The 26,629-nt window shown below is 62.8% G+C and carries 28 protein-coding genes; 14 read left to right on the top strand and 14 right to left on the bottom strand.

The window, feature by feature from the left end:
• Window positions 1-170 precede the first annotated feature (170 nt).
• A complete protein-coding gene (locus tag LJE98_RS00335) occupies window positions 171-662 on the bottom strand; it encodes a peroxiredoxin (RefSeq protein WP_229572749.1) in 492 nt (163 codons plus the stop codon).
• A gap of 72 nt (window positions 663-734) precedes the next feature.
• Window positions 735-1,607: a protein-disulfide reductase DsbD domain-containing protein gene (locus tag LJE98_RS00330; protein WP_229572748.1), complete on the bottom strand. Its 873-nt coding sequence runs from the start codon at window positions 1,605-1,607 to the stop codon at window positions 735-737.
• A 163-nt stretch (window positions 1,608-1,770) separates the two neighbouring features.
• Between LJE98_RS00330 and LJE98_RS00325 the strand changes: the two genes are divergently transcribed.
• On the top strand, window positions 1,771-2,376 hold the full coding sequence (locus LJE98_RS00325; protein ID WP_229572747.1) for a YqgE/AlgH family protein: 606 nt from the start codon (window positions 1,771-1,773) through the stop codon (window positions 2,374-2,376).
• Window positions 2,377-2,479: 103 nt separating this feature from the next.
• Window positions 2,480-3,115 carry a LysE family translocator gene (locus LJE98_RS00320; RefSeq protein ID WP_229572746.1) on the top strand — a complete coding sequence of 212 codons (636 nt, stop codon included), beginning with the start codon at window positions 2,480-2,482 and terminating at the stop codon, window positions 3,113-3,115.
• Window positions 3,116-3,127: 12 nt separating this feature from the next.
• Here the strand turns inward: LJE98_RS00320 and LJE98_RS00315 are convergent, their stop codons facing one another.
• The 4 genes from LJE98_RS00315 to thrC all read right to left on the bottom strand — a co-directional run bounded on the left by LJE98_RS00315 (window position 3,128) and on the right by thrC (window position 9,436).
• Window positions 3,128-6,040, bottom strand: a complete 2,913-nt coding sequence (locus LJE98_RS00315) for an EAL domain-containing protein (RefSeq protein WP_229572745.1) — start codon at window positions 6,038-6,040, stop codon at window positions 3,128-3,130.
• Entirely contained in the window at window positions 6,037-6,648 is a 612-nt protein-coding gene (locus LJE98_RS00310) for a GNAT family N-acetyltransferase (protein WP_229572744.1), read from the bottom strand. The genes LJE98_RS00315 and LJE98_RS00310 overlap by 4 nt, the downstream gene beginning before the upstream one ends.
• Window positions 6,649-6,710: 62 nt before the next feature.
• Window positions 6,711-8,009 carry a M16 family metallopeptidase gene (locus tag LJE98_RS00305; protein WP_229572743.1) on the bottom strand — a complete coding sequence of 433 codons (1,299 nt, stop codon included), beginning with the start codon at window positions 8,007-8,009 and terminating at the stop codon, window positions 6,711-6,713.
• Between the two features lie 20 nt (window positions 8,010-8,029).
• Window positions 8,030-9,436, bottom strand: coding sequence for a threonine synthase (thrC, locus tag LJE98_RS00300; protein WP_229573848.1), 1,407 nt, complete (start codon window positions 9,434-9,436; stop codon window positions 8,030-8,032).
• A 303-nt stretch (window positions 9,437-9,739) separates the two neighbouring features.
• Here thrC and LJE98_RS00295 point away from each other — a divergent pair, with 303 nt between their 5' ends.
• Window positions 9,740-10,312 (top strand): hypothetical protein, encoded by a 573-nt coding sequence (locus LJE98_RS00295; RefSeq protein WP_229572742.1) that lies wholly within the window; start codon window positions 9,740-9,742, stop codon window positions 10,310-10,312.
• Between the two features lie 24 nt (window positions 10,313-10,336).
• Here the strand turns inward: LJE98_RS00295 and LJE98_RS00290 are convergent, their stop codons facing one another.
• Entirely contained in the window at window positions 10,337-10,930 is a 594-nt protein-coding gene (locus LJE98_RS00290; RefSeq protein WP_229572741.1) for a helix-turn-helix domain-containing protein, read from the bottom strand.
• Window positions 10,931-11,044: 114 nt separating this feature from the next.
• On the opposite strand from LJE98_RS00290, the gene LJE98_RS00285 reads away from it, so the two are divergent.
• Both LJE98_RS00285 and LJE98_RS00280 read left to right on the top strand, forming a co-directional pair.
• A complete protein-coding gene (locus LJE98_RS00285) occupies window positions 11,045-12,409 on the top strand; it encodes an LLM class flavin-dependent oxidoreductase (RefSeq protein WP_229572740.1) in 1,365 nt (454 codons plus the stop codon).
• Window positions 12,410-12,592: 183 nt separating this feature from the next.
• A complete protein-coding gene (locus LJE98_RS00280) occupies window positions 12,593-13,513 on the top strand; it encodes a diacylglycerol/lipid kinase family protein (RefSeq protein ID WP_229572739.1) in 921 nt (306 codons plus the stop codon).
• Window positions 13,514-13,531: 18 nt separating this feature from the next.
• On the opposite strand, the gene LJE98_RS00275 is transcribed toward LJE98_RS00280, so the two are convergent.
• The 4 genes from LJE98_RS00275 to LJE98_RS00260 form a co-directional block, all read right to left on the bottom strand.
• Window positions 13,532-14,221 carry an HAD family hydrolase gene (locus LJE98_RS00275; protein WP_229572738.1) on the bottom strand — a complete coding sequence of 230 codons (690 nt, stop codon included), beginning with the start codon at window positions 14,219-14,221 and terminating at the stop codon, window positions 13,532-13,534.
• A 120-nt stretch (window positions 14,222-14,341) separates the two neighbouring features.
• Window positions 14,342-14,932 carry a TetR/AcrR family transcriptional regulator gene (locus LJE98_RS00270; RefSeq protein ID WP_229572737.1) on the bottom strand — a complete coding sequence of 197 codons (591 nt, stop codon included), beginning with the start codon at window positions 14,930-14,932 and terminating at the stop codon, window positions 14,342-14,344.
• On the bottom strand, window positions 14,932-15,276 hold the full coding sequence (locus tag LJE98_RS00265) for a DMT family transporter (protein WP_229572736.1): 345 nt from the start codon (window positions 15,274-15,276) through the stop codon (window positions 14,932-14,934). The genes LJE98_RS00270 and LJE98_RS00265 overlap by 1 nt, the downstream gene beginning before the upstream one ends.
• Window positions 15,277-15,359: 83 nt before the next feature.
• Window positions 15,360-16,046 (bottom strand): ArsR/SmtB family transcription factor, encoded by a 687-nt coding sequence (locus LJE98_RS00260; protein ID WP_229572735.1) that lies wholly within the window; start codon window positions 16,044-16,046, stop codon window positions 15,360-15,362.
• A gap of 169 nt (window positions 16,047-16,215) precedes the next feature.
• Between LJE98_RS00260 and LJE98_RS00255 the strand changes: the two genes are divergently transcribed.
• The 7 genes from LJE98_RS00255 to LJE98_RS00225 all read left to right on the top strand — a co-directional run bounded on the left by LJE98_RS00255 (window position 16,216) and on the right by LJE98_RS00225 (window position 20,680).
• The gene (locus tag LJE98_RS00255; protein ID WP_229572734.1) at window positions 16,216-16,545 is read left to right on the top strand and encodes an NIPSNAP family protein; all 330 of its coding nucleotides are present in this window, start codon (window positions 16,216-16,218) and stop codon (window positions 16,543-16,545) included.
• Window positions 16,542-16,886: an antibiotic biosynthesis monooxygenase family protein gene (locus LJE98_RS00250; RefSeq protein WP_229572733.1), complete on the top strand. Its 345-nt coding sequence runs from the start codon at window positions 16,542-16,544 to the stop codon at window positions 16,884-16,886. The genes LJE98_RS00255 and LJE98_RS00250 overlap by 4 nt, the downstream gene beginning before the upstream one ends.
• A 106-nt stretch (window positions 16,887-16,992) precedes the next feature.
• Window positions 16,993-17,673, top strand: coding sequence for a GntR family transcriptional regulator (locus tag LJE98_RS00245; protein WP_229572732.1), 681 nt, complete (start codon window positions 16,993-16,995; stop codon window positions 17,671-17,673).
• Window positions 17,674-17,893: 220 nt separating this feature from the next.
• Window positions 17,894-18,484 (top strand): biotin transporter BioY, encoded by a 591-nt coding sequence (locus tag LJE98_RS00240; RefSeq protein WP_229572731.1) that lies wholly within the window; start codon window positions 17,894-17,896, stop codon window positions 18,482-18,484.
• Window positions 18,485-18,510: 26 nt separating this feature from the next.
• Window positions 18,511-18,933 carry a DUF1284 domain-containing protein gene (locus LJE98_RS00235; RefSeq protein ID WP_229572730.1) on the top strand — a complete coding sequence of 141 codons (423 nt, stop codon included), beginning with the start codon at window positions 18,511-18,513 and terminating at the stop codon, window positions 18,931-18,933.
• 126 nt (window positions 18,934-19,059) lie between these two features.
• Window positions 19,060-19,401: an MmcQ/YjbR family DNA-binding protein gene (locus LJE98_RS00230; protein ID WP_229572729.1), complete on the top strand. Its 342-nt coding sequence runs from the start codon at window positions 19,060-19,062 to the stop codon at window positions 19,399-19,401.
• Window positions 19,402-19,549: 148 nt separating this feature from the next.
• Window positions 19,550-20,680, top strand: a complete 1,131-nt coding sequence (locus LJE98_RS00225) for a site-specific DNA-methyltransferase (RefSeq protein WP_229572728.1) — start codon at window positions 19,550-19,552, stop codon at window positions 20,678-20,680.
• Window positions 20,681-20,858: 178 nt separating this feature from the next.
• On the opposite strand, the gene LJE98_RS00220 is transcribed toward LJE98_RS00225, so the two are convergent.
• Complete coding sequence (locus tag LJE98_RS00220; RefSeq protein ID WP_229572727.1) at window positions 20,859-21,470, bottom strand: HAD family hydrolase; 612 nt, start codon at window positions 21,468-21,470, stop codon at window positions 20,859-20,861.
• Window positions 21,471-21,473: 3 nt separating this feature from the next.
• A complete protein-coding gene (gene mutY, locus LJE98_RS00215) occupies window positions 21,474-22,538 on the bottom strand; it encodes an A/G-specific adenine glycosylase (protein ID WP_420710070.1) in 1,065 nt (354 codons plus the stop codon).
• 89 nt (window positions 22,539-22,627) lie between these two features.
• Here mutY and LJE98_RS00210 point away from each other — a divergent pair, with 89 nt between their 5' ends.
• Entirely contained in the window at window positions 22,628-23,854 is a 1,227-nt protein-coding gene (locus LJE98_RS00210; RefSeq protein ID WP_229572725.1) for an O-antigen ligase family protein, read from the top strand.
• Window positions 23,835-24,338, top strand: a complete 504-nt coding sequence (locus LJE98_RS00205; protein WP_229572724.1) for a DUF721 domain-containing protein — start codon at window positions 23,835-23,837, stop codon at window positions 24,336-24,338. The genes LJE98_RS00210 and LJE98_RS00205 overlap by 20 nt, the downstream gene beginning before the upstream one ends.
• Before the next feature lie 84 nt (window positions 24,339-24,422).
• Here the strand turns inward: LJE98_RS00205 and LJE98_RS00200 are convergent, their stop codons facing one another.
• The gene (locus LJE98_RS00200) at window positions 24,423-26,624 is read right to left on the bottom strand and encodes a CHASE2 domain-containing protein (protein ID WP_229572723.1); all 2,202 of its coding nucleotides are present in this window, start codon (window positions 26,622-26,624) and stop codon (window positions 24,423-24,425) included.
• Window positions 26,625-26,629 lie beyond the last annotated feature (5 nt).

Below are 26,629 nucleotides of genomic sequence, written 5' to 3'. Positions count from 1 at the left end.
TAGCGTTTCTGTGGCTAGTGGTAGCGGTGTTCATTCAATCCCATGAGTTATCGGAGCAACGCAGAGTTGAGGCTCACGAGGAGAGAGTTTGAGCAGAACCGAGAGGTCATGGAAAAGAAAAGAGGCCCGTTGTCCCGGGCCTCCCTGATCGACAATGACGGGAAGCGCGCTCAGGCGCCGAGCTGCTCGATCATCTTGGCCGCCGACGACACGGTCGCCTGGCCTGGATTTTCTTCGATGTTCAGGCTCTTCACCACGCCGTCCTCGACGAGCATGGAGTAGCGCTTGGAACGCAGACCCAGAGCCCCGGCGGAAAGGTCGGCATCGAGGCCGAGTGCCTTGGTAAAGGCGGCATTCCAGTCGGCGAGGAAGTGGATCTTGCCAAGGCCGCCCGAATGCTGCGCCCAGGCACCCATCACATGCCAGTCATTGACAGACACGACGGCAATATCGTCGACGCCACGCGCCATCAGCGCGTCACGGTTCTCCAGGTAGCCAGGCAGATGGTTCAAGGTGCAGGTCGGGGTGAAGGCGCCGGGCACGGCGAAGACGACAACCTTCTTGCCGGCAAAAAGATCTTCGGTGGTGATCTCCACCGGGCCGTCCACTGTCTTTTCCTTGAAGGTCGCCTGAGGCAGCTTGTCGCCGATGGCAATGGTCATAAATGTCGTCCTCGCTTGCTTTGCACCACCCGGAACCCCTCCGTGCGGCAGTGACGCGAATATAGGTTGAGGTCAGTCGAAGGCAAGCGTGGTTTCCATGGCGCGCGGGCCGCTGACGATCAGGATGCCCCAATGCTTGCCGGCCAGCTCGTATTTCTTCGGCAGCTTGCCGATCGGTATGGTCAGTACTGTTTCGCCCGCGTCCCCGGTCGACGCATGCGCCTTGACGAAGACATGGCCGCTCGGCCCGCTGATGAAGACCTCCGGTGTCGGTTGGCCCTCGGGTAGGATCGCCCGAACCACAAGCTCTTTGCGATCAGCGCTCATGGTGTGTCCGAGCACACGAAAATCCTCTGAAGGGCCGGGCGGAACCTGCGCACGCGCCGCTTCGACGAGCGCCGTCTCCGCCGCATGGCTTTCGCCATCCGCATTCGGCGGCACTGTGAGATCGGCCTGGAAGGGTATGCAGATATTCTGACACACCCCGATGAAGGTATTGAGCGTCACCCCGGACGTATCGGGTGCATTCTTGAGGGTGATCGGCAGGGTGACCGGCTTGTCGTAGCCCACGTCGGTCATGGTGCCGTTCATCAGGACCTTTGGTACAGGAAAGTTCAGCCTCTCCAGACTGTAGGACGCCCCCTGTGCCGGCTTGATGGCAGGCGGAATGCCGACATCGCCCGGCTCCTTCCAATAGGTGATCCAGCCCGGTTTGGGCTCGATCACCAACGCCCCCTGGCGCAGACCGTCGGCGCTCTCAGGCAGAAGGATCAGCCGCATCCGCCCGCCCTCGTTCACCGCCCATTCGCTGCTCGCAGCCATCAGCGGCGCGGCCGGCAGAAGGGAAAAGAGACCGATAGCCGCCGCGACCGCGAACGGGCGGCCACGTGGGATGATTTTCAGCAGGCGGGAGAGAGACATGGGCGTTTCTGTTCTGGCGATCATGAAACCGGCTCTAGATGATCACTGTGGCCTTGGCCAGTCACGCTTGCTTCATGGTCATCATTTTGGGTTGATCGGAACCCGCTTCTGCCCCATCTTGAAGGGGAGACCACATCTGAACCACGCGTGAAGCCGATTGCCCAAGGGGCAAACCAGGGAGGCGGGCATGGCATTGTCGTCGAAAACCAGTCTGAGAGAACGCGGTTTGCTGGATGGGCATCTGCTGATTGCCATGCCGGGCATGGCGGACGGCAATTTCGCCCGCGCGGTGGTCTATGTCTGCGCCCATTCGGATGCCGGGGCCATGGGCTTCATCATCAACCGCGCGCAATCGGTGACCTTTGCCGACCTGCTGTTGCATCTTGAACTGATCGACCGCAACGACGCCATCATGCTGCCCGATCACGCCCGTCATTTCCCCATCCAGTGCGGTGGTCCGGTGGAGCAGAATCGCGGCTTCGTGCTCCATTCCGATGACTACCTCTCCGACAGTTCGATCCCCGTCAGTGACGACATCTCGCTGACCGCGACGCTCGACATCGTCCGCGCCATCTCGGATGGTCGCGGTCCCCGCCACGCCACCATGCTGCTCGGTTATGCCGGCTGGGGCCCGGGTCAGCTGGAAGAGGAAATCACCCAGAATGGCTGGCTGAACTGCGCCGCCACCGAGGATCTGATCTTCGACCGCTGCCTCGAAAACAAATATGATCGCGCGCTGGCCCTGATGGGGATCAATCCGGCCATGCTGTCGACGGATGCAGGACACGCTTGAGGGATAGATCCATTGGTCGCGTACTTTCCGCTTGCAAGCTGAGAGAGGGCGGTCATGCTCCTCGTGTCGGACCACCCGGTCCGGCCCGATCGAGACCCAGGCCATGCCCTCCACCGACATCCTCATTGCCTTCATTATCACCACGGCTGTCTTCGCCTTCATCCCGGGCCCCGCGATGCTCTATGTCGCGGCGCGGACGCTTGCAGCGGACCGCCGCGCAGGGTTGATGGCGACGTCAGGTATTCATGTCGGCTGCTACGTGCATGTGGTCGCCGCAGCCGCTGGTCTGTCTGTCCTCTTCCATGTCGTCCCGACGCTCTATCTGGCGGTGAAGCTGGCAGGGGCTGCATATCTGATCTATCTCGGCATTCGCATGTTCCGCGTGGCTCGGGCGGTTGGCGCAACGCCCGTTGACCTGGTGGCGCAGAAGTCCGCTGGCCGCGCTTTCGTGGAAAGCATGTTTGTCGAGGTGCTCAATCCGAAGACGGCGATTTTCTTTCTCGCCTTCCTGCCGCAGTTCATTGATCCTGCCGCGAGTTTCCCGGTCTGGCTGCAGTTCGTCATTCTCGGCACGGCGGTCAATGCGATGTTCACGGTCGCCGACATCACCTGCGTGATGGCGGCAAGCACCGTCACCAGACGTTTGGCGCGGATCTCATCCCTGCAGCGCAATCTGCAAAGGGCAGGAGGCGCGATGCTCGTCGGACTTGGCCTTCACGTCGCCTTCCAGCGCACGTGAAGCCCTTCCGCCTCACGCCCGCTTCATCAGCGGAAAGCGCTCCTTGAGCAGTCTCAGCACCGATTCCGAGCCGAGCGGCGGGCCGAACAGATAGCTCTGGCCAAAGTCGCAGCCCATCATCGCGAGGTCGGCCGCGTCCTGGTCGGTCTGGATGCCCTCGGCCACCACCTGCATGTCGAGCCCGCGCGCCATCGAGACGACCGAGCGCAGGAGAACGGATCTCTTGTCCGACTGGTCGCAGACGAGCGCCTTGTCGAGCTTGATCGTGTCGAAGGGGAAGCGGGTGAGATAGGCAAGCGACGAATAACCGGTGCCGAAGTCGTCGAGTGCCAGGCTGATTCCGGTGTCCTTCAGCTTCTCCAGCATCAGACGCGCCTGTTCCGGATTTTCCATGACGACGCTCTCGGTCAGCTCCAGCTTGATCCGTTTCGGATCGCACTGGGTCTTCACCAGAAGCGCGCGCACGTCGTTGTAGATCTCGCTGGAGATCAACTGGGCCGAGGAGAGGTTGACCGAAACGAAGATCGGCAGTTCGCCCGTCAGGCGCTCCCAGTCCATAAGATCGGTCGCCGCCCGCTCCAGGGCGAACATGCCGAGTGGCTCGATCAGATCGGACATTTCCGCGATCGGGATGAATTCGGTCGGCGAAATGGTGCCGCGCTTCGGGTGATCCCAGCGCATCAGCGCCTCGAAGCCGGCGATTTCGCCATTTGTGAGCTTTACGATCGGCTGGTAGGCCATCGACAGCTCCTTGCGCTCGATGGCGCGCCGCAGATCCGTTTCGAGCTGCAGCCGGTCGGTGCTGACGGTGCGAAAGGCCGGGCGGAAGGGTTCGACGCGGTTGCCGCCGGCGCGTTTCGCACGGAACATGGCAAGCTCGGCATCGGCGAGCAGGCTTGCCGAGCTTTCCTGCTGGTCCACCCACGAGACGAGACCGATCGAGGCCGTCAGGTTGATTTCGCGGTTGGCGAAATTGAGCGGCACCATGATGGCCTTGGACACGGCATCCGCGAAGTCGGCAATCTTGCCGGGGTCGCGCTCCGACACCAGGATCAGGCCGAACTCGTCCCCCGAAAGCCGCGCCAGCGTATCCTGCGGCTTCAAGAGACGGCGCAGGCGGCGGGTAATGGCAATCAGGATGTTGTCGCCGGCAGCGATGCCGAGCGCATCGTTGACCTGCTTGTAGCGGTCGATGTCGATGGCAAGCACGGTCGGCCGAACGCTTTCCGACGTCGGCGCGAGCGACAGGATCGCCTGCAGGCGGTCGAGGAAGACCTCGCGGTTCGGTAGTCCCGTCAGGTTGTCATGCATGGCATCGACGAGCAGCCGGTCGATGGAGTTCTTCTGCTCGGTCACGTCGATGATCGTGCCGACGCAGCGGATGACCTCCCCGTTCGAACCCAGCACTGGCCGGGCGCGGATCTTCAGCCAGTGGAAGTGACCGTCTTCGGCGCGGATGCGGAATTCGTGGCTGAGGCGTCCCTTGCGATGTTCCAGCAGCACGTCGAGCGTGGCGCGGAAACGGTCGCGATCGTCGGGATGCAGGCGCGGCAGCCAGTTGCGGGCGGGGCCGTGCATGGTGCCCGGCGCCAGACCGAGCCGGAGCGAGACATCCGGGCTCGTCACGACGCGGTCGCGCGCCACGTCCCAGTCCCAGACGGTGTCGCCGGAACCGGTCAGCGCCAGCGACTGGCGTTCCAGATCGGAGAACAGGCCCTGCTGATAGGCACCGCCGGCGAAAGCATGCTGCATGACCGTGAAACCGATCAGAAGCACGATCAGTACCAGACCGCCGCCCAGTGCCGGCTGGATGATGTCGTTGTCGAGCTGGCCGGTGACAGTCATCCAGCCGGCGAACAGCCAGACCAGAATCAGCACCCAGGTCGGCACCAGGAGCACAGCGCGGTCGTAGCGGTTGAAGCCGAGATAGACGATCAGGCCGATGCCGACGACGCCGGTGAGCGCAAAGGAAACGCGGGCAATGCCGGCGGCGATCGAGGGGTCGAAGATCGCAACCCCGAAGAGCACGGTGAGGCCCAGCATCCAGGCGAGCGTCGCATAACCGAGATGCACGTGCCAGCGATTGAGGTTGAGATAGGTGAAGAGGAAGATGACGAGCGAGGAGGCGAGTGCCACCTCGGCGCCGGCCCGCCATATTCGAATGTCGGAAGAGGTAAGGGTGATCAGCTTTTCGAGAAAGCCGAAGTCGACGCAGATATAGGCGAGCACTGCCCAGGCAAGCGCCGCGGCGGCCGGCAGCATCGACGTGCCCTTGACGACGAAGAGAATGGTCAGGAAGACCGCGAGCAGCCCGGCAATGCCGAGCACGATACCGCGATAAAGGGTGAATGCGTTCACCGTGTCCTTGTAGGCGTCGGGTTCCCACAGATAGATCTGCGGCAGTTCCGGCGTCGCGAGTTCGCCAACGAAGGTGATCACGGTGCCCGGATTGAGCGTGATGCGGAAGACATCGGCATCCGCGCTCGGCACACGGTCGAGCGCAAAGCCTTCCGAGGGTGTGATGGCCATGATCCGCTGCGAGCCGAGGTCCGGCCAGAACATTCTCGAACCGGAGAGGCGGAAATGCGGTGCGACGATCACGCGCTCCAGCTGTTCTTCCGAGACGTTTGCCAGAGCGAAGACCGCCCAGTCGCCCTGATGTCCCTCGGTAGACGAGCGGACCTCGATACGCCGGCGGATGCCATCCGCACCGGCGGCGGTCGAGACCTGGAAGGCCTCGCCCTGATTCGTATAGATTTCCGTGGTCGCCGTGAGGTCGAGGGCATTGTCGTCGCGCGCGATCTTGACCGGTTCGACCGCCAGCGCCGCCGAGGCTGAAAAGCCGACATACAATGCGACAAGCGCAGCCAGGCACAGGGCGGCCAGGCGAGGCGCGGCGCGCGAAAGGGGTTCAAATATGCTCATGAGGACGTCTTGCCGTTCCGCGCCTTGGGGGCGGCGATCCGGGAGAACAGCACATGGTCGCGCCATTCTCCATTGATTTTCAGATAGTCGCGCAAAAGACCTTCTCGCTCAAATCCCGTTTTTTCGAGCAGCCTCAGGCTGTTGACGTTGTCCGGAATACAGGCTGCTTCGATACGGTGCAACTCGAGCGGCCCGAAGATGTAGGGAATAGCCAGCTGAAGTGCGGCAAACATGTGGCCCTGTCGCGAATGGCGTTCGCCCATCCAGTACCCGATCATGCAGCTCTGAGCGGCTCCACGGCGGATAAGGCCGACGGTAAGCCCGCCCAGCAAGGTGTTTTCCTCCCGGTCGAACAGGAAGAAGGGCACTGCCATGCCGGAGTGAAATTCCTGTTCATTGCGCAGGACACGCTGTCGGAAGGCTCGCTCTGTCAGCTCGTCGCTGCGCCAGGTGGGTTCCCAGGGTTGCAGGAAGGCGCGGCTTTCCCGGCGCAACTGGTGCCATGGCTCGAAATCGCGAAACCGCGGCAGGCGAAGCAGATGCCGTTCGCCGTAAAGCTCCGGCATGTCCGACTGCCGGGACAGAAACCGAAAGACCGAGCGCGTCATCGTCAATCCCCGAGCGAAATCCGGCGGAGGGCTCCGCCGGTCGAGTTCTGTGTCCGCGACAGTCAGCCGACGGCCTTACGGATGCCCGCTGGCTGCGAGTTGAGCGCGCCCCTGATATCGTCGAGCGGAACGAGGTGATCCACGGGACCGATCGCCGAAAGCGTAGGCGTGGTGTCGAAGAACAGGCGTCCGGCGAGATCGGTCAGGCGCTCGGTCGTAATGCCGGCAAGCCGTTCCATCATTTCCTGGTTCGGTATGGTGCGGCCGTAGAGCATCATCTGACGGGCGATCTGGCCGGCGCGTGCGGCCGGGCTTTCCTGGCCCATCAGCAACTGCGCGCGGATCTGCGCCCGCGAGCGCTCGATCTCCTGCTGGTCGATATGGTCGGAGACCTTGCGCAATTCGTCGATGATGACGGGCACCAGTTTCGGCAGGTCTTCGCCGCCGGTCGCGGCATGAATGCCGAAGATACCAGTGTCGGAAAAGCCCCAGTGGAAGGCATAGACCGAGTAGCAGAGACCTCGGATCTCGCGCACTTCCTGGAAGAGCCGCGACGACATGCCGCCGCCCAGGATGTTGGCGAGGATCTGCGAACAGTAGAAGTCCCGCATGTGATAGGCCTTGCCCTCGAAGCCGAGCAGGACCTGCGTGTCCATGAGATCGCGCTCCTCGCGCGTCTCGCCACCGGTATAATGGGCGGCATCCATCACCGGAGTCGAGGACGGCTTCGTCGGCAAGGAGGCGAAGCGTTGCTCCACCTGCTTGACGAAGGCGTCGTGATCGACCTTGCCGGCGGCCACGACGAACATGCGGTCCGTCGTGTAATTGCGCGATAGATAGGCGCGAATCTGGTCGCTCGAGAAGGACTTCACCGTCTCCGGCGTGCCGAGAATGCTGCGCCCGATGGTCTGGCCGCGATAGGCTTGCTCGGAAAAGCGGTCGAAGACGACGTCGTCCGGCGTGTCGTCGGCAGCCCCGATTTCCTGCAGGATGACGTGTTTTTCCCGCTCCAGTTCCTCTTCGTCGAAGACGCTGTCGGTCAGGATGTCGGCGAGGATGTCGACCGCAAGCGGGACATTGTCCTTCAGGACGCGGGCGTAATAGGAGGTGGTCTCGGTCGAAGTCGCGGCGTTGACTTCGCCGCCGACATTCTCGATTTCTTCCGCGATCTGGCGGGCACTACGCTGGTTCGTGCCCTTGAACGCCATGTGCTCGAGCAGATGCGCAATGCCATGCTCGGCTTCCGTCTCGTTGCGCGATCCGGACTTGATCCAGGTTCCGAGCGCCACGCTTTCCAGATGCGGCATGTTCTCGGTTACGACAGTCAAACCCGATGGAAGCCGGGTGCACTCAACATTCATGGTTCGTCTTTCCGCGCTTCCTACCTGACAGCTCTCGCATGGTCACTGACAAAGCTTTCGATGGCTTTGAGTTCCGCGGGCAGGACTTCGAAGCGCTCCTCCCTGTCCATCAGATCAGCAAGCCACGCCGGAAGCGCGGGGTCAATACCGCAGGCCGATTTTACTGCCGCCGGGAACTTGGCAGGATGGGCGGTGGCAAGCACCACCATGGGGCTCTGCGGCTTCTCGAATTTCTTCGCCACATGCACGCCGACGGCGGTATGCGGGTCGAGCAGATAGCCGGTTTCGTCGAGCACGGCGCGGATGGTCTTCGCCACCTCCTTCTGCGTCGCACGCCCGGCGCGGAAATCCTTGCGAATCAATTTCAACGCCTCCGGCTGGATCTCGAAGGCGCCGGACTGCTTGAGGCCGTCCATCGACGACCGGATGGCAGAGGCGTCCCGGCCATAGGCTTCGAACAGCAGGCGTTCGAAGTTGGAGGAAATCTGAATGTCCATCGAGGGGGACGTCGTGGCCGAGACACCCTTCATCTCGTAGCGGCCGGTCTTCATCGTGCGCGCCAGAATGTCGTTGTCGTTTGTGGCGATGACCAGCCTGTCGATCGGCAGGCCCATCTTCTTCGCGACATAACCGGCGAATATGTCGCCGAAATTGCCTGTCGGCACGGTGAAGGAGACTTTGCGATCGGGAGCGCCGAGAGCCACGGCCGAGGTGAAGTAGTAGACCACCTGCGCCATGATGCGCGCCCAATTGATCGAGTTGACGCCAGAGAGCCCCACGCGGTCGCGAAAGGCTCCATCGTTGAACATCGCCTTCACGAGGTTCTGGCAGTCGTCAAAATTGCCCTCGACGGCGATGGCATGCACGTTTTTGTCCGTCGACGAGGTCATCTGGCGCTGCTGCACCGGCGACACCTTGCCATGCGGGAAGAGAATGAAGATGTCGGTCCGCGCGCGGCCGGCAAAGGCGTCGATCGCCGCGCCGCCTGTGTCGCCCGAGGTGGCGCCGACAATGGTCGCCCGTTCGCCACGCTTCTCGAGCACATGGTCCATCAGCCGGGCAATCAGCTGCATTGCCACGTCCTTGAAGGCGAGGGTTGTGCCGTGGAAGAGTTCGAGCACGAAGGAGTTCGGCCCGGTCTGGACGAGCGGTGCGACTGCCGGATGCTTGAAGGTCGCATAGGCTTCGTCGATCATCGTCCGGAAGGTCTGTGGCTCGATTTCGCCATTGGTGAAGGGCAGCAGCACTTCGAAGGCGACATCTTCGTAAGACTTGCCACGCAGGCCCCGGATCGCCTTCTTCGACATTTGCGGCCATTCGCGCGGGACGTAAAGTCCGCCGTCGCGGGCAAGGCCTGCCAGAAGCGCGTCACAAAAGCCGAGGCTCGGGGCCTCGCCGCGGGTCGAGATATATTCCACGTCGCTTATCCCTATAGTTCAGATGGTCGGAGCCGAAGCGCCGCCAAATCTATGGCGTTTCCGATAAAGAGGTTTGCCCATTTGCGCCAGTGCGGAGGGCAGGATTTCGCAAGCCCGGCAATCCTTCCTGGCCCTGCGGATGGCAGCCCGTGGTCTGGCTGTTGCGAAGCAATCGAATTTTGACTCAAATTGCCGGCTACCCAATCGATTTTTCTCTTGGTCGCTGCTATAGACCATCCGCGAGGGCGCTGAAAAGCCTCAAGTTTGACTGTTTTTCGGCTGATCTGCCGAGCATGCGGAAGGTGAAGTCTCGTGTCTGTAAACGTGTCGCGCGGCGTTGTCGCCGTTTCGCTGATGATGGTTCTCTCCGGCTGCAATGCCGGCGGTCTCGGCAGCAGCCTCGGCCTTTCTTCTTCCGATCCGGCAGGGGCAACATCCGCAGCCACGCCCGCAGTCGCCACCGACCAGCAGGCTTTCGTGCAGGGCTTCTGCCCGCAGATTTCGCTGCGTGAAGGCACCGCCTCCTACCGTTCTTATGCCCGTGGCAAGGACGGCGATGCCGAACAGGTCGTCTTCCAGGCGTCGCTCGCCGACACGACGCGCTCGTGCTCCCGCACCGAGACCACTCTCACCGTCAACGCACTGATCCAGGGTCGCCTCGTCTCCGGTCCCCAGGGCAAGGCCGGCACGATCAATCTGCCCGTCCGCATCACCGTGATCGATGGCGGCCAGGAAGTGTCCAACGAACTTGAACAATATCCCGTGACGATCGCAGACGTGAACACGCCGGCCCAGTTCGTCTACAGCCGCGCCGTCACCATACCCGGCAATGTTTCCGGCATGACGCGCGTCTATGTCGGCTTCGAACAGCCGAAGAAGAAGTAAGTCCGGAGCCAGGATCCTTCGACTTTAGCCTCGCCCCGTCAGTGCCACCAGATAACGCGTCGCCTTGTCGCTGCGGTTGACGAAGACGCAGTCTTCGGGCGCGCTGAGCTGCAGGCAGTCGCCAGCCGAAAGCCGGTGGCTTCGCGGTCCCTCGATGAAGTCGAGTTCCCCTTCCAGTATATGGATCTGCTGGTGCTGGAAGCCGAAGGCGGACGCCGGGTAGGGGACACGCACGCCCGCCGGCAAGACCACCTCGATCAGTTCGAGCCGCCCGCCATTTGGCGGCGAAAGCGTGCGGCGCGTATAGCCTGTCTCTGGATCGACCCAGAGCGGCTGTTCGCTCCGCCTGGTCAGACGGTCGCCCTCGCGTTCCGCCATGGCAAGCAGCACCGAAAGCGGCAGTCCGAAGGCTCCGGACAACCGGCCGAGCACGGAGGCCGTCGGGCTTGCCTCGCAGCGCTCCACCTTGCTGATCATCGCCTTGGAAACACCCGACCGTGCCGAAAGCTCGGCCAGCGACCAGGACCTGGTGTCACGCTCCGCCCGGACGCGCTCCGCAATCGCCCGCGCCTGTCGTCCCTCGTCATAGGTTTCAGCCAGTCTTGTGGTCCCGGTCATTTGTGCCCTTGCCAAAACGCGCGCCTGCGTCTTCTATAGTGGACGAAAGAATACGATAGAGGACGAGGCAATGGCAAGCCGTGAGCTTGTCTTGCCGTGGCTGGGGGAACCGTAGTGACACGCGAGATTCGTTTCAACGCATTTGACATGAACTGCATCGGCCATATCCAGCAGGGCCTCTGGACCCATCCGCGCGACCGGTCGATGGACTATAACAGCCTCGCCTACTGGACCGACTATGCCAGGCGCCTGGAAGCCGGCCTTTTCGACGGTATCTTCCTCGCCGATGTCGTCGGCATTTATGACGTGTTGAGCGGCAGCCCCGCGCCGGCCCTGCGCGGTGCCGTGCAGGTGCCGGTCAACGACCCGATGATGCTGGTCCCCGCCATGGCCTCGGTCACCCGCCATCTCGGCTTTGGCGTCACCGCCAATCTTACCTATGAACAGCCGTTCCTGTTTGCCCGCCGCATGGCGACGCTCGACCACCTGACCGGCGGCCGCATGGGCTGGAACATCGTCACCGGCTATCTCGACAGCGCGGCGCGTGCCATCGGGCTGGACGGCCAGATGGCCCATGACGACCGCTACGATCTCGCCGACGAATACATGGAGGTCGTCTACAAGCTCTGGGAGGCGAGCTGGGAGGATCAGGCCGTCGTCGCCGATAGGCAGGCACAGGTCTATGCCGATGCGAGCAAGGTCCATCCCGTCCACCATCATGGACGACAATACAAGGTCGACGCCTACCACCTCTGCGAACCCTCGCCACAGCGCACGCCGGTACTGTACCAGGCCGGCTCCTCGCCGCGCGGCCGCCAGTTTGCCGCCACCCATGCCGAATGCGTCTTCGTCAATGGCCAGAAAAAGGATGGCGTGCGCGAGATCGTCACGGATATTCGTGCCCGGGCGGAAACCCTCGGCCGGCATGGCGACGACATCAAGGTCTTCCTCGGCGCCACCATCGTCACGGGCCGCACCGAGAAGGAAGCACGCGACAAGTTCGAGGATTACAGGCGGTACGTCAGCTCCGAGGCAGCGCTGACCCATGCGGCCGCTTCCATGGGCATCGACTTCGACAAGTTCGACATGGACGAACCGGTGGAAACGGGCAAGAGCCAGGCGATCACCTCCAACATCAAGGCCATGGACCGGGCCGCAGGTCCTGCGTGGACCAAACGCAAGCTGATCGAACAGATGGTGCTCGGCAGCCGCCAGCAGCCCTTGGTCGCCTCCGCCGATCAGGTGGTCGAGTGGCTGGTGGACTGGGTCGAACAAACCGGGGTCGATGGCTTCAACCTCTCTCGCACGGTCGTGCCGGAATGTTTCGACGACATGATCGAGCTTGTCGTGCCACGCCTGCAGGAGCGTGGCCTCTACAAGACGGAATATCGCGAGGGACCGCTTCGCGAAAAGCTCTTCGGTCAGCCCCGCCTGACGGAACGCCATACCGCATCGACACATCGTCGACGGCAGCCCTGATCAGCCGTCTCTCGGGCTGTGCGACGCATCGGGCCGCCCGCCGCCTTGCCTTGCTCTCATCAATCCAGGAGTGCTAGCTATCGGCTGGTAACGGGACGTGGCTTGCGTGCGCAGGTTCTGCAGCCTGTTCGGGCAGGGGAGTGGGAGGCATCCGCAAGGAATGGCTCCCAAGGGGAGGTCTGATTGAGAATTGCAGTCGTGAGAAACCCCGTTGCGGGAGGCCGGTCTGGCCGCAAGCAATGGACGCCGTTGCTTGCCGCCTTTCGCGCCCGGTTCCCGGACCTCGAGATCCATGAGAGCCGCTCCGGCGGCGATGCCCGCAAGCTTTCCCGCGAATTGGCCCTCGGCCCCTATGATCTCGTTCTGGTCGCCGGCGGCGATGGCACGATCAGCGACGTCGTCGATGGCGTGCTGGGATCGAGCCGCCCGGACATGCCGCTTGCCTTCCTGCCGATCGGCACGGGCTGCGATTTCATTCGCAACTTCAACCTGCCGACGGATCCCATGGCACTCGCCGAGCATATCGCAAGCGCACCTCTGCGCCGGATCGATGCCGGATTGCTCATCTCTCGCGATGCAGCCGGCACGGAGCAGCGCCGCCATTTCGTCAATATCACCAGCGTCGGCATTTCCGGCGAGGTCATCGATGCCGTCAATGCGCCCGGCCGGGCACGCATCCTGAACGGCCCGCTGCGCTTCCTCGTCCATTCGGCCCTGGCGATCCTGCGTTACAGCCCCTATGATTTCGAGGTTCTGGTCGACGGCATGCTGGTGCATCAGGGACGGCTGGCGCTGGTTGCGATCGCCAATGGCGGCTGGTTCGGCGGTGGCATGCACATCACGCCCGGGGCCGATGTCGCCGATGGCATGTTCGAGGTGGCGGTGATGCGCGAGGAGAAGGTGATCGGCCTTCTGAAATTGCTCGCCCGCCTGCACAAGGCTGGCCATGTCGGCCATCCGCTCCTCAGCTTCCACAAGGCAAGGCGGGTCGAGGTGAGGCCGCGGGATCCGTCAAGGTTCCCGGTTGATGTCGACGGAGAGGCCCCGATCCGGGGTGGCTTCGTCGCCGAAATCCTGCCCGGGGCACTGACGGTCAGGACCTGATCGAAAACCCGGCTCGGCTCAGAACACGCCGTCCCATTCCGCCATCGCGGCAATCACGCCCGGCAGATCCTGCATGCGGGCAATCACGGTTTCCGCACCCGCATCGGTCAGCTTGTCGGCATGCGAGGGATAGGTGTGCGATGCGCCGGTAAAACCGACGACACGCATGCCCGCCTCACGGGCGGCATGCACGCCGTGAACGGAATCCTCGACCACGAGGCACTTGCCCGGGCTCACGCCGAACTGGGCTGCGCCATGCAGGAAGATATCCGGCTTCGGCTTGACGCGATCGGCGCCTAGATCCTTGGCCGAATAGATATGCGGCGCGAAGAATTCCTTGAGCCCGACCTTGGTCAGCATCATGTCGAGGCGTTGCGAGGACGAATTCGAGCAGATGCAGCGGGGACCGGTTATGCGGGCCAGTGCATACTGTACGCCCTCGATCGCCTTCACCTCGCGGGCGAGCCGCTGGTCGAGCAACTGTTCCGACTTGTCGATCAGGCTCGCCGACAGGGGAATGTCGACTTCCTTTTCGATCGACAGCAGGATGTTCTTCCAGGTCATGCCGGCGAAGCGTTCGCCCATTTCCTCGACCGAGATCGGATATCCCGCCTCTGTCAGAAGTTTCGATTCGACCTTGGCCGCGATGATCTCGGAATCGACGAGCACGCCGTCGCAATCGAAAAGGGTGAGGTCGAAGCCGCTCATGAAAACATCCGTCATGTGGTCCAGGGGAGGACCGCTCCCTACACGATCACGAGGGCAAGGACAATCGCATCTCACGCATCGCGGGGGCCTGTCGGCGGATCGGCGAGCCTAACCGGGCGCTCAAGCTTTCGCCATTGCCAGCAGAACCGCTTCGAAATCCTGAGGATAGCGCTGCAGACCGCCCGTCTTCTCCATCATGTCGGCGAGCCAGACACCATCGGCGGCGAGCCTGACGGCGATCAGATGGGGATCGTCGTCCGTTTCGGCATGTCGCGCCATGCGGTCATCCAGCCAGGCAGACCAGAGCGAGCGCAGCGCCGGCTCCGAGACGATCGCAACAGACAAGGCGCCCCACAGGCTGCGGTCGCCCAGCAATCGGTCGGAAAAACAGGCCCGCACATAGGCTCGCGTGAAGCGCCCGCGCGCCACCGGATCATCCGCCAGCGTCCGGTCGATCTCCTGGTCCATCTTGTCGAGCAGATCCGAAAAGACGGCAGCGAGCAACGCCTGCTTGCTGTCGAAATGGTGCAGGAGCCCGCCCTTGGTGACGCCGGCCCTTGTCGCCACCGCCTGGATGGTAATCGAAGCTGCCCCGTCTTCCGCGGCGATCTGGGCCGCACAATCGAGAAGCGCCCTGCGCACCTGCTCCGGCTGCTTCTTGCGATGATAGGCGGAGGACGCGACGTCGGTCGGGGAGGGAGCGCCCGCCATCAATGCGACACCGTGCTCGACAGCGTGTTCATCACGACCACGCCCGTCACGATCAGCGCAATACCGGCAAGGGCCGCCAGATCCAGGCTCTGCTTGAGATAAAAGACGCTGATCAGTGCGGTCAAAACAATGCCGAGCCCGCCCCACATGGCATAGGCGATGCCGAGCGGCATGCCTTTCAGCGCCTGGGACAGGAGATAGAAGGAGGCGACATAGAACATCACCATGCCGGCCGTTGGCAGGAGCTTGGTGAATTGCGCGGACTTCTGCAAAAGCGTCGTGCCGATGACTTCGAGCACGATGGCTGCGGCCAGCGCGCCATAGGCGGTAAGCGTGGGGGTCATGACGCGGCTCCAGGTGTGGGTGTCCACTAAAAGATACCGTATGGTCGGTTTCTTTGCAAGGCCTGCCGGTCCGCTTGCATCGGTCAGTCGGGCAGGGGAAAGAGCATCAGAAACTGCCGCTCGCCGTCGCGTGAAAAACGAATGATCCGGCTTTCCTCCACCCGCCGTGCAAGGCCGGCGTCGAGGAAATGCGAGAGCAATGCCGCTCCCAGAGCGCCTGCGAGATGGGTGCGTCTTTCGCTCCAGTCGAGGCAGGCCCGGCACAAGGGCCTTCGTTTCGCTCGAAGACTGCCGATATCGAGCCCTCTGTCTCGCAGCAGCCTGTCGCCTTCGGCCGTCAGCGTCAGCGCCTCGTCCTCCGCCCGGATCGCTCCACGCGCCACCAGACTGTCCAGCATGCGCACGCCAAAATCGCCGGCCAGATGATCGTAGCAGATCCGCGCCTTGCGCAGTTCTGGTTCCTTCGGCCCTGTGCGATGCCGCAGATGGCCGCGCGTTGCCGAAAAGCTCATCAGGCTCTCGATCATTGCCCCGACATGGCTGTCGGCCAGCGCGAAATAGCGATGCCGCCCCTGCTTGCGTTGGGACAAAAGCCCACCCTCTTCGAGCTTGGAGAGATGCGAGCTCGCGGTTTGAAGCGTCACGCCTGCCGCCCCGGCGAGTTCCGTCGCCGTCAGCGCCTTGCCGCCGATCAGTGCCAGCAGCATGTTCGAGCGCGCGGGATCGCCGATCAGCGCGGCAATGCGTGAAATGTCCGGTCCTTCCGCCATGATCTTTTCTCCTTGTTCGCCAACATTGTGCATGTCCAGTGTAGACAATGCTTCGGTCCCGGTCGAACTGTAGAGGGTGAGAAAACGCGTGGGAGACTTCGACCCCGATCGAAGCATTACCCGCCGGCGGTATGGCAAGACTCTCCTCGCAAGAAACGAGGATCCATCCATGATCACCTGCATCATCCGCTACCGCATCGACCCCTTCGGCCGCGACGACTTCGCCACCTATGCCCGCAACTGGGGCGAGGCGATCCCGCGCTGCGGCGCCGATCTCGTCGGCTATTTTGCCCCGCATGAGGGCTCGGCGACGACGGCCTACGGCATCTACAACATGGAAAATCTCGCGGCGTATGAGGCGTATCGCGCGCGACTTGCCGCCGATCCGCTCGGAAGGGCCAATTACGAATTTGCGAAAAACGCCCGATTCATCCTGGCGGAGGATCGGCTCTTCCTCAAGAACGTCTCGCATCCGGCATCGTCGAAGGTGCAGCCATGATCGCGGTGATCTTCGAGGTGGTGCCTTTCATCGGCGAGCGCCACCGCTATCTCGATCTCGCCGGGGAACTGCGCGAGCATTTGCAGGCGACCGACGGTTTCCTCTCCGTCGAGCGCTTCGAGAGCCTGACGACGCGCGGCAAGCTCCTGTCGCTTTCCTTCTGGCGCGACGAAGAGGCGGTGCGCCGCTGGCGCGAAACCGAAGAACACCGCGCCGCCCAGGCCGCTGGCCGTGGCGGGGTGTTTGCCGATTATCGCCTGCGCGTTGCCGAAGTTCTGCGCGATTACGGCCTCGACGATCGCGCCGAGGCACCGAAGGATAGCCGGGACAGGCATGGGTAAGGCTGGGCAGGGCGCGCCTCATTTCGCCGGCTGCAAGCCATCGACCGACCGGCCGCAAAGCTGTCCTCCCTCGACAAGCCTCCGCCTGCTGACTATGCAGGATCCCATGCCGAAGAAGCCGGAAGATTCTCCCGAGGACACGATTGCAAGCCGCATCAGCCGTGCGCTGGCGGAGCGCATCATCCATGGCGAACTCGTGCCCGGTTCGCGCCTTGCCCAGGACCATATCGCCGAGGAATTCGGCGCAAGCCACGTGCCGGTGCGCGAGGCCTTCCGCCGGCTGGAGGCGCAGGGCCTCGTTGTCAGCATCCCCCGTCGCGGCGTGCGTGTCGCAAGCTTCGACCTGAAGCAGGTACGGGAAGTGGCGGAGATGCGCGCCGCACTCGAAGTCCTGGCGCTGCGCCACGCAGCCCCGAACCTCACGCCGGACGTGCTCACCGCTGCCGAAGAGGCTGCCACGGATGCCGACAACGCCAAGGATGTGCGCACCTGGGAAGAGGCGAACCGCCGTTTCCACCGCCTGATCATCTCGACCTGCGGCATGCCGCGACTACTGTCAGTCATCGACGACCTGCATGCTGTCTCCGCCCGCTTCCTTTTCGTCGCCTGGCGCGCCACCTGGGAAGCCCGCACGGACCACGACCACCGCGCGATCCTCGAAGCGCTGAAAGCCGGCGATGCGACCGAAGCCGCTCGCATCCTCGAGCGCCATGTGCAGTGGATCGGCCGCGCGCCCTTGCCTGTGCCAGGTCGTGCCGAGACCGAAGGCTTCGCAATCGTCGGGTAATGTCCGCTTCCCCTTGCAGGTGAAGGGCGCCCAAGGCGTGCCGTCCATAAATTATAGATAAAAATGGAAATAGCGTGCGAATCCGCCTGCTGCTTTGCGCGCGCGGCTTCAATTCGGCTGGCCTGTCCCGAGATTCCACTGACGTCTTCTTGGCAATTTAAGATTCCATAGATAAAATGATTCTCGTGGCTTGAAATTATCTATAAAATGGAGATTGCCTATGACGACCATTCTCGCACCCGCCGCCCATGGTTTTGATCCGCTCGGCATATCCGGCCGTTCGCTTCCCGTGCAGGCCGTCCTCCTCCTCTTTGGGACGGGCGTGCTCGCTCTCGCCTCGCAGATATCGGTGCCCATGGTGCCGGTGCCGATCACCCTCCAGACTTTCGCCATCACCATGATCGGAGTGCTCTACGGCTGGCGGCTGGGTGCCCTGACCGTGCTCGCCTGGCTGGGCGAAGCCATGATGGGTCTGCCGGTGCTGGCGGGTGGCGGCGGCGGTCTTGCCCCCTTCGTCGGTCCGACGGCCGGCTATCTCGCCGCTTTCCCGATCGTTGCGGCTCTTGCCGGCTTGCTCGCTGAAAAGGGCTGGACGGGCGAGCGCGTGGTGAAAAGCTTTGTCGCGCATCTCTCCGCAAACCTGCTTTGCCTCGCCATCGGCGGCGCCTGGCTGGCCTGGCTCATCGGTGCCGAAAAGGGAATGGCGCTCGGTGTTACCCCCTTCATCCTTGGTGCCGTGCTCAAATCCGCGCTCGCCGCCGCTCTGCTGATGGCGCTCGCCCGCCACAGCGCCAAGCCCATCGACATCTGAGATCCTGAAATCCGACTGACGCTAACATGACCGTCCGGCTCCGCGCCCACCACCTGCTCTGCATGCTGACCTATGTCGGCAAGGGCTATTCTCTGGCTTTCGTCAAGAACTACGAGGCGATCGCCGCCCGCTTGTCCGCCGGCGAGGAGATCGAGCTGGTGGCGGGGCCGGACGACATTTGCGGCCCGCTTGCGGCCGATTCCGAAGCGCATTGCCATGGGGAAGGCGTCATCGAGCGCGATCTGGCCGCGACGGAGGCGGTCGCACGCCTCATCGGCAGGTCGCTTGCCCTGGGTGCCCGGATCACTCCGACCGCAGCACTGCTCGCGCACTTGAGAAAAACCTTCGCCACCGGCGAGATCCGCACAGCCTGTTCCGGCTGCGAATGGTCCGGCCTTTGCGATTCCGTGGCCGATGGCGGCTATCTGGGTATCCGCGTCGCGCCTTGAGGCCGGCCGCATTCCCATCGCCCCGCTCGCAGGAAAAAGGCCCGGCGGAGCGCCGGACACCGGGCGTCTCCGCAGCGGATGACAGGTCCCGCCACCTCTGGCAGACTACGCGCCGGAGGCCCCGCCATGATCACTCTCAATACACTCCGTCAGATCATCCTCGCTCTGCCGACAACGGAAGAGACAACCTCCTGGAACGCCGTGTCCTTCAAGGTCAACGGCAAGGCCATGCTGTTCTGGAACCCGACGCATGACTGTCCGGTCTTCAAGGTCCCCTTCGAGGAGCGCGACCACCTGATCGAGATGGACCCGGACACGTTCTTCACCACGGATCACCACCGACCCTATCCGATGGTGCTGGCCCGCCCGGATCGGGTCGATATCGAATGGGCCCGCGAAAACCTTACCCGTGTCTGGCGGGCACAGGCGAAAAAGGCAGTGGTGAAGGCCTGGGATGCGGGGCGGTGACGAAAGCGGAACGATGTGCCGCCCCGACACGACGCCTCCGCTTTCACCCCCCGCACAAATTCTCACGCCCTCTTCACCCTTCGGTAACCAAGTTCGGTAACCATAAGCCTCACATCCCGTGCTGCGTCAGCGTAAGAGTGAGTAACCGATGGCTTCTGTATTTCCGATTGCCGAACTCCGCCGTTCGTCCGACCCACTGGCCTGGGTCAACAGCATCATCAAGGGCGATTGCGTTTCTGCCCTCGAAGCCCTTCCCGACAAATCCGTCGACGTCATCTTTGCCGATCCGCCGTATAACCTGCAGCTCGGCGGTGCCCTGCATCGTCCTGACCAGTCGGTCGTCGATGCCTGCGACGACGAATGGGACCAGTTTGCCTCGTTCGAAGCCTATGACGCTTTCACCCGCGCCTGGTTGCTCGCCTGCCGTCGCGTGTTGAAGCCGACGGGCACGATCTGGGTCATCGGCAGCTACCACAACATCTTCCGCGTCGGCGCCACGCTCCAGGATCTCAATTTCTGGATCCTCAACGACATCGTCTGGCGCAAGACCAACCCCATGCCGAATTTCAAGGGTCGTCGTTTCCAGAACGCCCATGAAACCATGATCTGGGCCTCGCCCGATCCGAAGGCCAAGGGTTACACCTTCAACTACGATGCGATGAAGGCGTCGAACGACGACGTCCAGATGCGCTCCGACTGGCTCTTCCCGATCTGCTCGGGTGGCGAGCGGCTGAAGGGTGACGACGGCAAGAAGGTTCATCCGACCCAGAAGCCGGAGGCGCTTCTCGCCCGCATCCTGATGGCCTCGTCGAAACCCGGCGACATCGTGCTTGATCCCTTCTTCGGCTCTGGCACGACGGGGGCCGTTGCCAAGCGTCTGGGTCGTCATTTCGTCGGCATCGAGCGCGAGCAGGATTACATCGATGCAGCTTCGGCCCGCATCGCTGCCGTCGAGCCTTTGGGCAAGGTCGAACTGACGGTCATGACCGGCAAGAAGGCCGAACCGCGCGTCGCCTTCAACGTGCTGCTGGAAGCAGGCCTCGTGAAGCCCGGCCAGGTTTTGACCGACATCAAGCGCCGCCACTCCGCCATCATCCGCGCCGACGGCACGCTGACGGCAAACGGCGACGCCGGCTCCATCCACCGCGTCGGCGCCAAGGTGCAAGGGCTCGATGCCTGCAACGGCTGGACCTTCTGGCATGTCGAGGAAAAGGGCGCCCTGAAGCCGATCGACGACCTGCGCTCGGTCATCCGCAGCCGCATGGGCGGTCTTGAGTAAAGGAAAGCCGGGGCGTTTGCCTGCGCCGGCCTGCTCTCAATCATTAATGTTAGAACAACATCATGCAGTTGTGATCAGCTTCGAGCAAGTCGAAGCGCCTAATTCAGCTGCATTCGATCTTTAGGGATCGATCTGGCGCGGGCAGGGGTCCGCCAACTCCACCCGCGCCAGTGCCTTTTCAGGCCATCACACCCAGGGTCCCCAGATCCGCCTTCAGCTTTTCCGCCCCGGTGAAATGCACCGCCTGCCATCCGGCAGCACGCGCCCCTTCGACATTGGGCAGGCTGTCGTCGATGAAGAGGGAATGCGCCGGTGACAGGCCGAAATCCCCCGCATGCCGCTCGTAGATCGCCACATCAGGCTTGATCAGACCTACCTCGCCCGAGACGGTGACACCGCGCGGCAGGTTCAGGAAGGGATACATTTTGCGCGCTTCGGAAAAGGTGTCGGCGGCGAAATTGGTCAGCATGGTCACGTCGCGGCCGGCATCGATCAGCGAGGTCATGATGGCGACGCTGTCCTCATAGGCATGCGGCACCATCTCGGCCCAGTGTTTGCGGAAGGCGCGGATATGCGCTTCCTTCTCCGGAAACTCTGCGATCAGCAAAGCCTCTGCGTCCCGCCAGCTGCGACCGCGATCCTGTTCGATATTCCAGTCATGGGTGCAGACCCGTGCAAAGAAATCCGCCCGCTCTTTCCGGTCGGGGATGATCCGCGAAAAGGGCAGATCGGGATCATAGTGGATCAGCACTTTGCCGATGTCGAAGACGATATGGCGGATTTCGGTCATGGTTTAACCCTTGGCTGTTGAAAAGGCGGTTGGGATAGCCGCCGCAATTGCCTTCTTCATGACAGTCGGCAGCGCTTGACCATCAAGTTCGGTGACAGGCACCCAGAAACCGTGATTTCCGGGTGGCTCGTCGATCGGCCCGACCCGGAAGATCGAGAGCCTGAGCTCGAAATGGGTGAAGACATGGGATATTGCCCCTGCCGTCTGCCAGTCGGCCGGGAAGGGGGCCGAATCCAGGCCCGTCTCGCCGTCCTGCCGGGAGCTCCAGTCCGTCGTCGGCACTTCCGTCATGCCGCCGAGTAGCCCGCTCTCCACCCGCTTGCGCAGGAGAAGCCGGCCCGCGCGATCGACCGCGATGAAGGCCGCCCCCAGCCGCACCGGCTTTGCCTTCTTGGGGGCCTTCACCGGAAAGCGCTGCGGCTCGTCCGTCGCCAGCGCCACACAGACCTCATTGAACGGACAGAGCGCACAGGCCGGACGCTTCGGCGTGCAGATCGTCGCCCCCAGATCCATCATCGCCTGGGCGAAATCGCCTGGCCGATCGGTCGGTGTCAACTCGGCCACCTTTGCCTTCATCTGCGGCTTCGACCCCGGAAGCGGTGCCTCGATCGCAAAGAGCCGCGAGATCACCCGCTCGACATTGCCGTCCATCACGGCCGAGGGCCGGTTGAAGGCGATCGCAGCGACTGCGGCGGATGTATAGTCACCGATTCCGGGCAGTGCCCTCAGGCCTTCTTCCGTGTCGGGAAAGACGCCGCCATGCGCGAAGGCGACGGCCTCCGCGCATTTCTTCAGGTTCCGCGCCCGTGCATAATATCCGAGCCCCGCCCAGGCAGCCATGACATCCTCGCTGGGCGCTTCCGCCAGATCCTTCACGGTTGGCCAGCGGGCCACGAATTTGGCGAAATACGCCTTAACCGCCGCAACCGTTGTCTGCTGCAGCATCACCTCGGACATCCAGATAAAATAGGGATCAGGTCTTGCGCCACGCTTCGCTGCGGCCGGCGAGATCCGCCAGGGCAGTTCCCTGTGATGCCGGTCATACCAGGCGAGCAGTGTAGCGCTCATTTCTTGCTTCATTGGTTGAACGGCAACCCCGATGCGTCTAGACCGGGCAGCGGACGGTGAAGACCCGTCAGTGATGCTCCGGAGATTCCATGCAGCTACAATCCTCTGCCCTTGAGCGCAATACGGTATTGGCTCTCTTCGTGATCCTGAGCCTGTCGGCCATCGACAACGCCGTGATGCATCTGACCTTCATCGCATCTGCAGCTCTGGCACTGGTCTACATGGCAACGGGTACCCTGAAACCGAGACTGGACGGCGCCATCGGCTTGTTCGTAGCCCTATCGGCTATCTATTTCCTCATTCAGCTCGCCTATTTTCTGCTGCATTATGGGACCTACTTCCCCACGACCGGTAATGAGTGGAGCCAGCCCCTCAAACACATCATTTTCGTCCTGCCGTTTTTCGTCGCTGCGCGGCTCGCGGTCGTGCCTGGCGAACGCCTTCTGCGCACGGTCTGGATCGCCTCGGCAGCCTGGGGCCTCGTGACCTTTCCCATCGCATTTTATCAAGGGTTCGTTCTGGACATGCGGGCCGAAGCTGGCACCGGCAATGCTATTCCCTTTGCTGCGATGGGGGCGATCTTCTCCTGCTACGCACTCCTTGGGCTCAATGATCCCGATAAGCGTCACCGGTGGTTGGCCGCTGCAGGTTTCTGTACCGGATTCCTGTGCGTGCTCTTCTCGCAGACGAAAAGCATCATGCCGGTGCCGATTGTAGGACTTGCGCTCTTCTGGATGTTCTTCTTCCGCAACCGCATGACGATCTGGCAGATCGGTGCCGTTACCCTGGGTGTATTGGTCCTGGCCGGGTTAGGCGTTTATTTCTCCGACAGCTGGCACCGTTTTGCCGATCTCTGGGCCGTCTATGTCGAGCGGGACAATGCTGCCGCGCTCGGCAACTCCTACACCCAGAGGCTGACCATGTGGGTTCATGGTCTGGCCGGCGTTATGGACGCACCCTTTGCCGGCCACGGCTTCCAGAATAGGCGCCATTTCATCGGCCTCCTCGGCTACGACTACAATCACTGGCACAATGGCTTCATCACGGCTGCCTTCGACAATGGTATCCTCGGTCTCGTGGTCATGGTGCTTTTGCTTCTGTCGCCCGTGTGGATTGCCTGGCGCTGTCCGCCGGATGAACTGTACCGCCCGCGCTTGTTCATGGCGATCATGCTGATATTCGTCTATGTATGGGGGGGGATGGTGAACCAGATCTTTGGCCACGGTATCTACAATGCCCTTTTCCTCTGGGGCGGGATGGTGATTGCCGTATCGGCCACGCCGAAAGCGAGTGACGATGTCGAAGGATCAGCCTAACCGCTATGGTGCCAACCAGATCGCCGAGATCGCCAACGGGATCGTCGATCCCGTTCTGGCGCGGCGCGCCGGCATCAATACGGCTCTCCTCGGCTCCTGGGAGGATATCGTCGGCGAGAATTTCGCTGATTGTACGCGGCCGGAAAAGATCGCCTGGCCGCGCCGCTCCGATCTGCCGGAGGATGGTGGCCACCGCCCGGGTGTGCTTACCATTGCCTGCGAAGGTGCCCGGGCGCTTTTCCTCTCCCACGCCCAGGGCGAACTGATCGCCCGCATCAACGGGTTCTTCGGCTATCCCGCGATCGGTCAGGTTCGCATCGTTCAGAAACCCGTCTCGGCCGCGAGCGTCAGACCCCGGATCCGAAAGCTCGAAGGCGAGAAGGCCCGACGACTGGAAGCGATGATGGAGGGGATCGAGGACGGAAACCTCCGCCGCGCCGTGGAACGGCTGGGCACCGCTGTACTGCAGGCAAAACGCAAATAGGGTTTCCGATCCCTCGCCGGCGGGTTTCGCCAGGCCCCTTCACTTTGCAAGCCAGATGGGCCAGGCGTTGAATGCGTGACGGGACTACTTTCTGCTCGCCGTGAACACGCCGTCCCAGCCTTCCGATGCAGTCTCGGGCAGGTCCGCAAGGCGCTCGGCGTAGAGCGCATGCGTGCCGGACAGGGCATTCGTCGGCATTGCCCGCAGGACCTCCAGCCTCTCTCGTGCGACGCACAGTTCGCCCGCCTGCCATGCGGCGATGAAATCATCGTGCCGTCGAACCAGGTCGTGGACCTGTCCTAAGACTTCGTCCGCCACCCCGATCAGCGCAAACAACGTCACCGGTGCCTGCCGTCCGACGACGCGCACCCGGTCAACCTCGGCAAACAGAAAGCCTGTCGTTCGCGTCCGAACCGCATCCGTCACCAGGATCGGGACATCGTAATGCTTGCTCATGCCCTCGACGCGCGAGGCGAGATTGACGCTGTCGCCGAGGCAGGAATAGCTGAAACGCTGATCCGAACCGAGGTTCCCCACACAGGCCATGCCCGTGTTGAGGCCGATGCCGATCTTCAGCGCAATGCCGCTCTCGCGGTTGAGGCGTTCCAGCGAAGAGACCATGTCGAGCGCAGCAAGGCAGGCCTTCTGCGGGTGGTCCGCGATGTCCAGCGGCGCGTTCCAGAAGGCCATGACCGCATCGCCGATATATTTGTCGATCGTCGCCTCGCGCTTCAGGAGAACGTCGGTCATCGGCGTCAGGAAATTGTTGAGGAGCCCCGTGAGCTCGGTCGGCGTCAGCCTCTCCGAAAGCGTAGTGAAACCGCGGATGTCGGAGAAGAGGATGGTCAGCTCCCGGTCCTGACCGCCGAGCGTCAGGCCTTCCGGGTTTTCCGAGAGCCGCTCCACCAGTGTCGGCGAGAGGTAACGCCCGAAGCTCTCACGCACGAAACGCTTTTCGCGGTGGGTGAGCATCAGCAGCAGCGGCAGGGCTGTCAGCAGCACCGCGCCGAGTGCTGCCATCGGCAACAAGGGATCAAAGAGCGTCAAGGCTCTCGCAAACGCGAGCCACGAGCCGCCGGCAACGAGCACAATCAGCAGGAGGCCGGTCAGGACCGAAAGGGCAGGAGTGGCGGTTGCGAAAGCAAGAAGCAGCAGAAGGCCGGCTGCGACCGCCGCTGCCCGTTCCGCGCCGATCATCCAGTCCGGCCTTTGCAGAAAGACGCCGCTCGCGATCTGGTCGATGATCTCCGCATGCACCTTCACGCCGGCCATCGCCCGATCGACCGGCGTCGCCACGATGTCGCGCAGTCCCGTGGCACTCGTGCCCACCAGCAGGATGCGCCCCTGAACCTGCCCCATGATCTTCGCGGCCTTGGCCGGATCGAAGAGATCGGCCGCCGAAATGATCGGCATGTTCGGTAGCCCGGAATAGTAGATCCAGATCTCGCCATCGGCAGACAGCGGTACATCAAGCGCCCCGACCCGGAGATCCGTGATTGCCGCGCCTTCCTCGCTACCCGCCGAGCGCAGGACGAAGGAGCCCGACTTTTGCGCGATCCGGAGTGTCTCGATCGACAGCGCCGGATACAGTTTGTCGCCGCTCTTCGAAACGAGCGGGAAAGTGCGGATGATGTTGTCGGCGGCAGGTGGAAAGGAGAAATATCCCATTGCCGTCGCGCGCTCGGTCAGTTCGGGCAGGTTGGAGAGAGCGCCCGAAAAGGAAGGAAGGCGCGCCCGTGGATCGGCGCCCAGGAAGGAAAAACCTGCCTTGGGGTCCGGCGCCGGCGCCACTGTCTCGTTGCTGAGCGCGATCCCGAGGGCCACAGCATTCGAGCCCACCGCCGCCGCCAGAAGGGCGTCCGGGTCCGGCAGGTCAGAATCGATCTCCACCGCAATACCCTGTTGCCGCATCTCCTCGACGAGGCGTGCCGGCGCCGTTCTGTCCGGTTCTGAAAACACGATGTCGAAGCCGATAGCGGCCGCTCCGAAGCTGCTTGCCCGCGTCACCATCTCCGCCACGGTCCGGCGCGACCACGGCCATTGACCGAGCTGGCGGATCGAGGCTTCGTCGATGTCGATGACCGCCACCGGCGGATCGGTCGCCGCACGTGGCTTTGCCGCCTGGTAGGCATCGAAAACCAGTGCCGTGAGGCGGAAGGCCTGTGGGGCGAGCGCCGCATGGGCAGTGATCACGGCAACCAGCGCTGCCGCACCAATGAGGCTTATGCCCAGTTTGCGCCGCTGCGACGAGGACAGACGGCGGAGTGGCGTGCGGGGCTCGCTCATGACCC

Origin of the sequence: Rhizobium sp. 'Codium 1' (assembly GCF_020889605.1) — a bacterium.
GTDB lineage: Bacteria > Pseudomonadota > Alphaproteobacteria > Rhizobiales > Rhizobiaceae > Allorhizobium > Allorhizobium algae.
Note: the sequence above shows the minus strand (reverse complement) of the source record. Positions and strands in the feature narration are given on the sequence as shown.

Bases quoted from the DNA above. Each gene is read 5' to 3' on its own strand.
- LJE98_RS00220 (WP_229572727.1), bottom strand. From the start codon at position 21,470: ATGACCGAAATCCGCCATATCGTCTTCGACATCGGCAAAGTGCTGATC.
- mutY (WP_420710070.1), bottom strand. From the start codon at position 22,538: ATGAGCGCTACACTGCTCGCCTGGTATGACCGGCATCACAGGGAACTG.
- LJE98_RS00200 (WP_229572723.1), bottom strand. From the start codon at position 26,624: ATGAGCGAGCCCCGCACGCCACTCCGCCGTCTGTCCTCGTCGCAGCGG.
- LJE98_RS00310 (WP_229572744.1), bottom strand. From the start codon at position 6,648: ATGACGCGCTCGGTCTTTCGGTTTCTGTCCCGGCAGTCGGACATGCCG.
- LJE98_RS00245 (WP_229572732.1), top strand. From the start codon at position 16,993: ATGCCGAAGAAGCCGGAAGATTCTCCCGAGGACACGATTGCAAGCCGC.
- LJE98_RS00315 (WP_229572745.1), bottom strand. From the start codon at position 6,040: ATGAGCATATTTGAACCCCTTTCGCGCGCCGCGCCTCGCCTGGCCGCC.
- LJE98_RS00250 (WP_229572733.1), top strand. From the start codon at position 16,542: ATGATCGCGGTGATCTTCGAGGTGGTGCCTTTCATCGGCGAGCGCCAC.
- LJE98_RS00325 (WP_229572747.1), top strand. From the start codon at position 1,771: ATGGCATTGTCGTCGAAAACCAGTCTGAGAGAACGCGGTTTGCTGGAT.
- LJE98_RS00290 (WP_229572741.1), bottom strand. From the start codon at position 10,930: ATGACCGGGACCACAAGACTGGCTGAAACCTATGACGAGGGACGACAG.
- LJE98_RS00270 (WP_229572737.1), bottom strand. From the start codon at position 14,932: ATGGCGGGCGCTCCCTCCCCGACCGACGTCGCGTCCTCCGCCTATCAT.
- LJE98_RS00330 (WP_229572748.1), bottom strand. From the start codon at position 1,607: ATGATCGCCAGAACAGAAACGCCCATGTCTCTCTCCCGCCTGCTGAAA.
- LJE98_RS00225 (WP_229572728.1), top strand. From the start codon at position 19,550: ATGGCTTCTGTATTTCCGATTGCCGAACTCCGCCGTTCGTCCGACCCA.
- LJE98_RS00275 (WP_229572738.1), bottom strand. From the start codon at position 14,221: ATGAGCGGCTTCGACCTCACCCTTTTCGATTGCGACGGCGTGCTCGTC.
- LJE98_RS00240 (WP_229572731.1), top strand. From the start codon at position 17,894: ATGACGACCATTCTCGCACCCGCCGCCCATGGTTTTGATCCGCTCGGC.
- LJE98_RS00255 (WP_229572734.1), top strand. From the start codon at position 16,216: ATGATCACCTGCATCATCCGCTACCGCATCGACCCCTTCGGCCGCGAC.
- LJE98_RS00210 (WP_229572725.1), top strand. From the start codon at position 22,628: ATGCAGCTACAATCCTCTGCCCTTGAGCGCAATACGGTATTGGCTCTC.
- LJE98_RS00265 (WP_229572736.1), bottom strand. From the start codon at position 15,276: ATGACCCCCACGCTTACCGCCTATGGCGCGCTGGCCGCAGCCATCGTG.
- LJE98_RS00235 (WP_229572730.1), top strand. From the start codon at position 18,511: ATGACCGTCCGGCTCCGCGCCCACCACCTGCTCTGCATGCTGACCTAT.
- LJE98_RS00260 (WP_229572735.1), bottom strand. From the start codon at position 16,046: ATGGCGGAAGGACCGGACATTTCACGCATTGCCGCGCTGATCGGCGAT.
- LJE98_RS00230 (WP_229572729.1), top strand. From the start codon at position 19,060: ATGATCACTCTCAATACACTCCGTCAGATCATCCTCGCTCTGCCGACA.
- LJE98_RS00305 (WP_229572743.1), bottom strand. From the start codon at position 8,009: ATGAATGTTGAGTGCACCCGGCTTCCATCGGGTTTGACTGTCGTAACC.
- LJE98_RS00335 (WP_229572749.1), bottom strand. From the start codon at position 662: ATGACCATTGCCATCGGCGACAAGCTGCCTCAGGCGACCTTCAAGGAA.
- LJE98_RS00205 (WP_229572724.1), top strand. From the start codon at position 23,835: ATGTCGAAGGATCAGCCTAACCGCTATGGTGCCAACCAGATCGCCGAG.
- LJE98_RS00320 (WP_229572746.1), top strand. From the start codon at position 2,480: ATGCCCTCCACCGACATCCTCATTGCCTTCATTATCACCACGGCTGTC.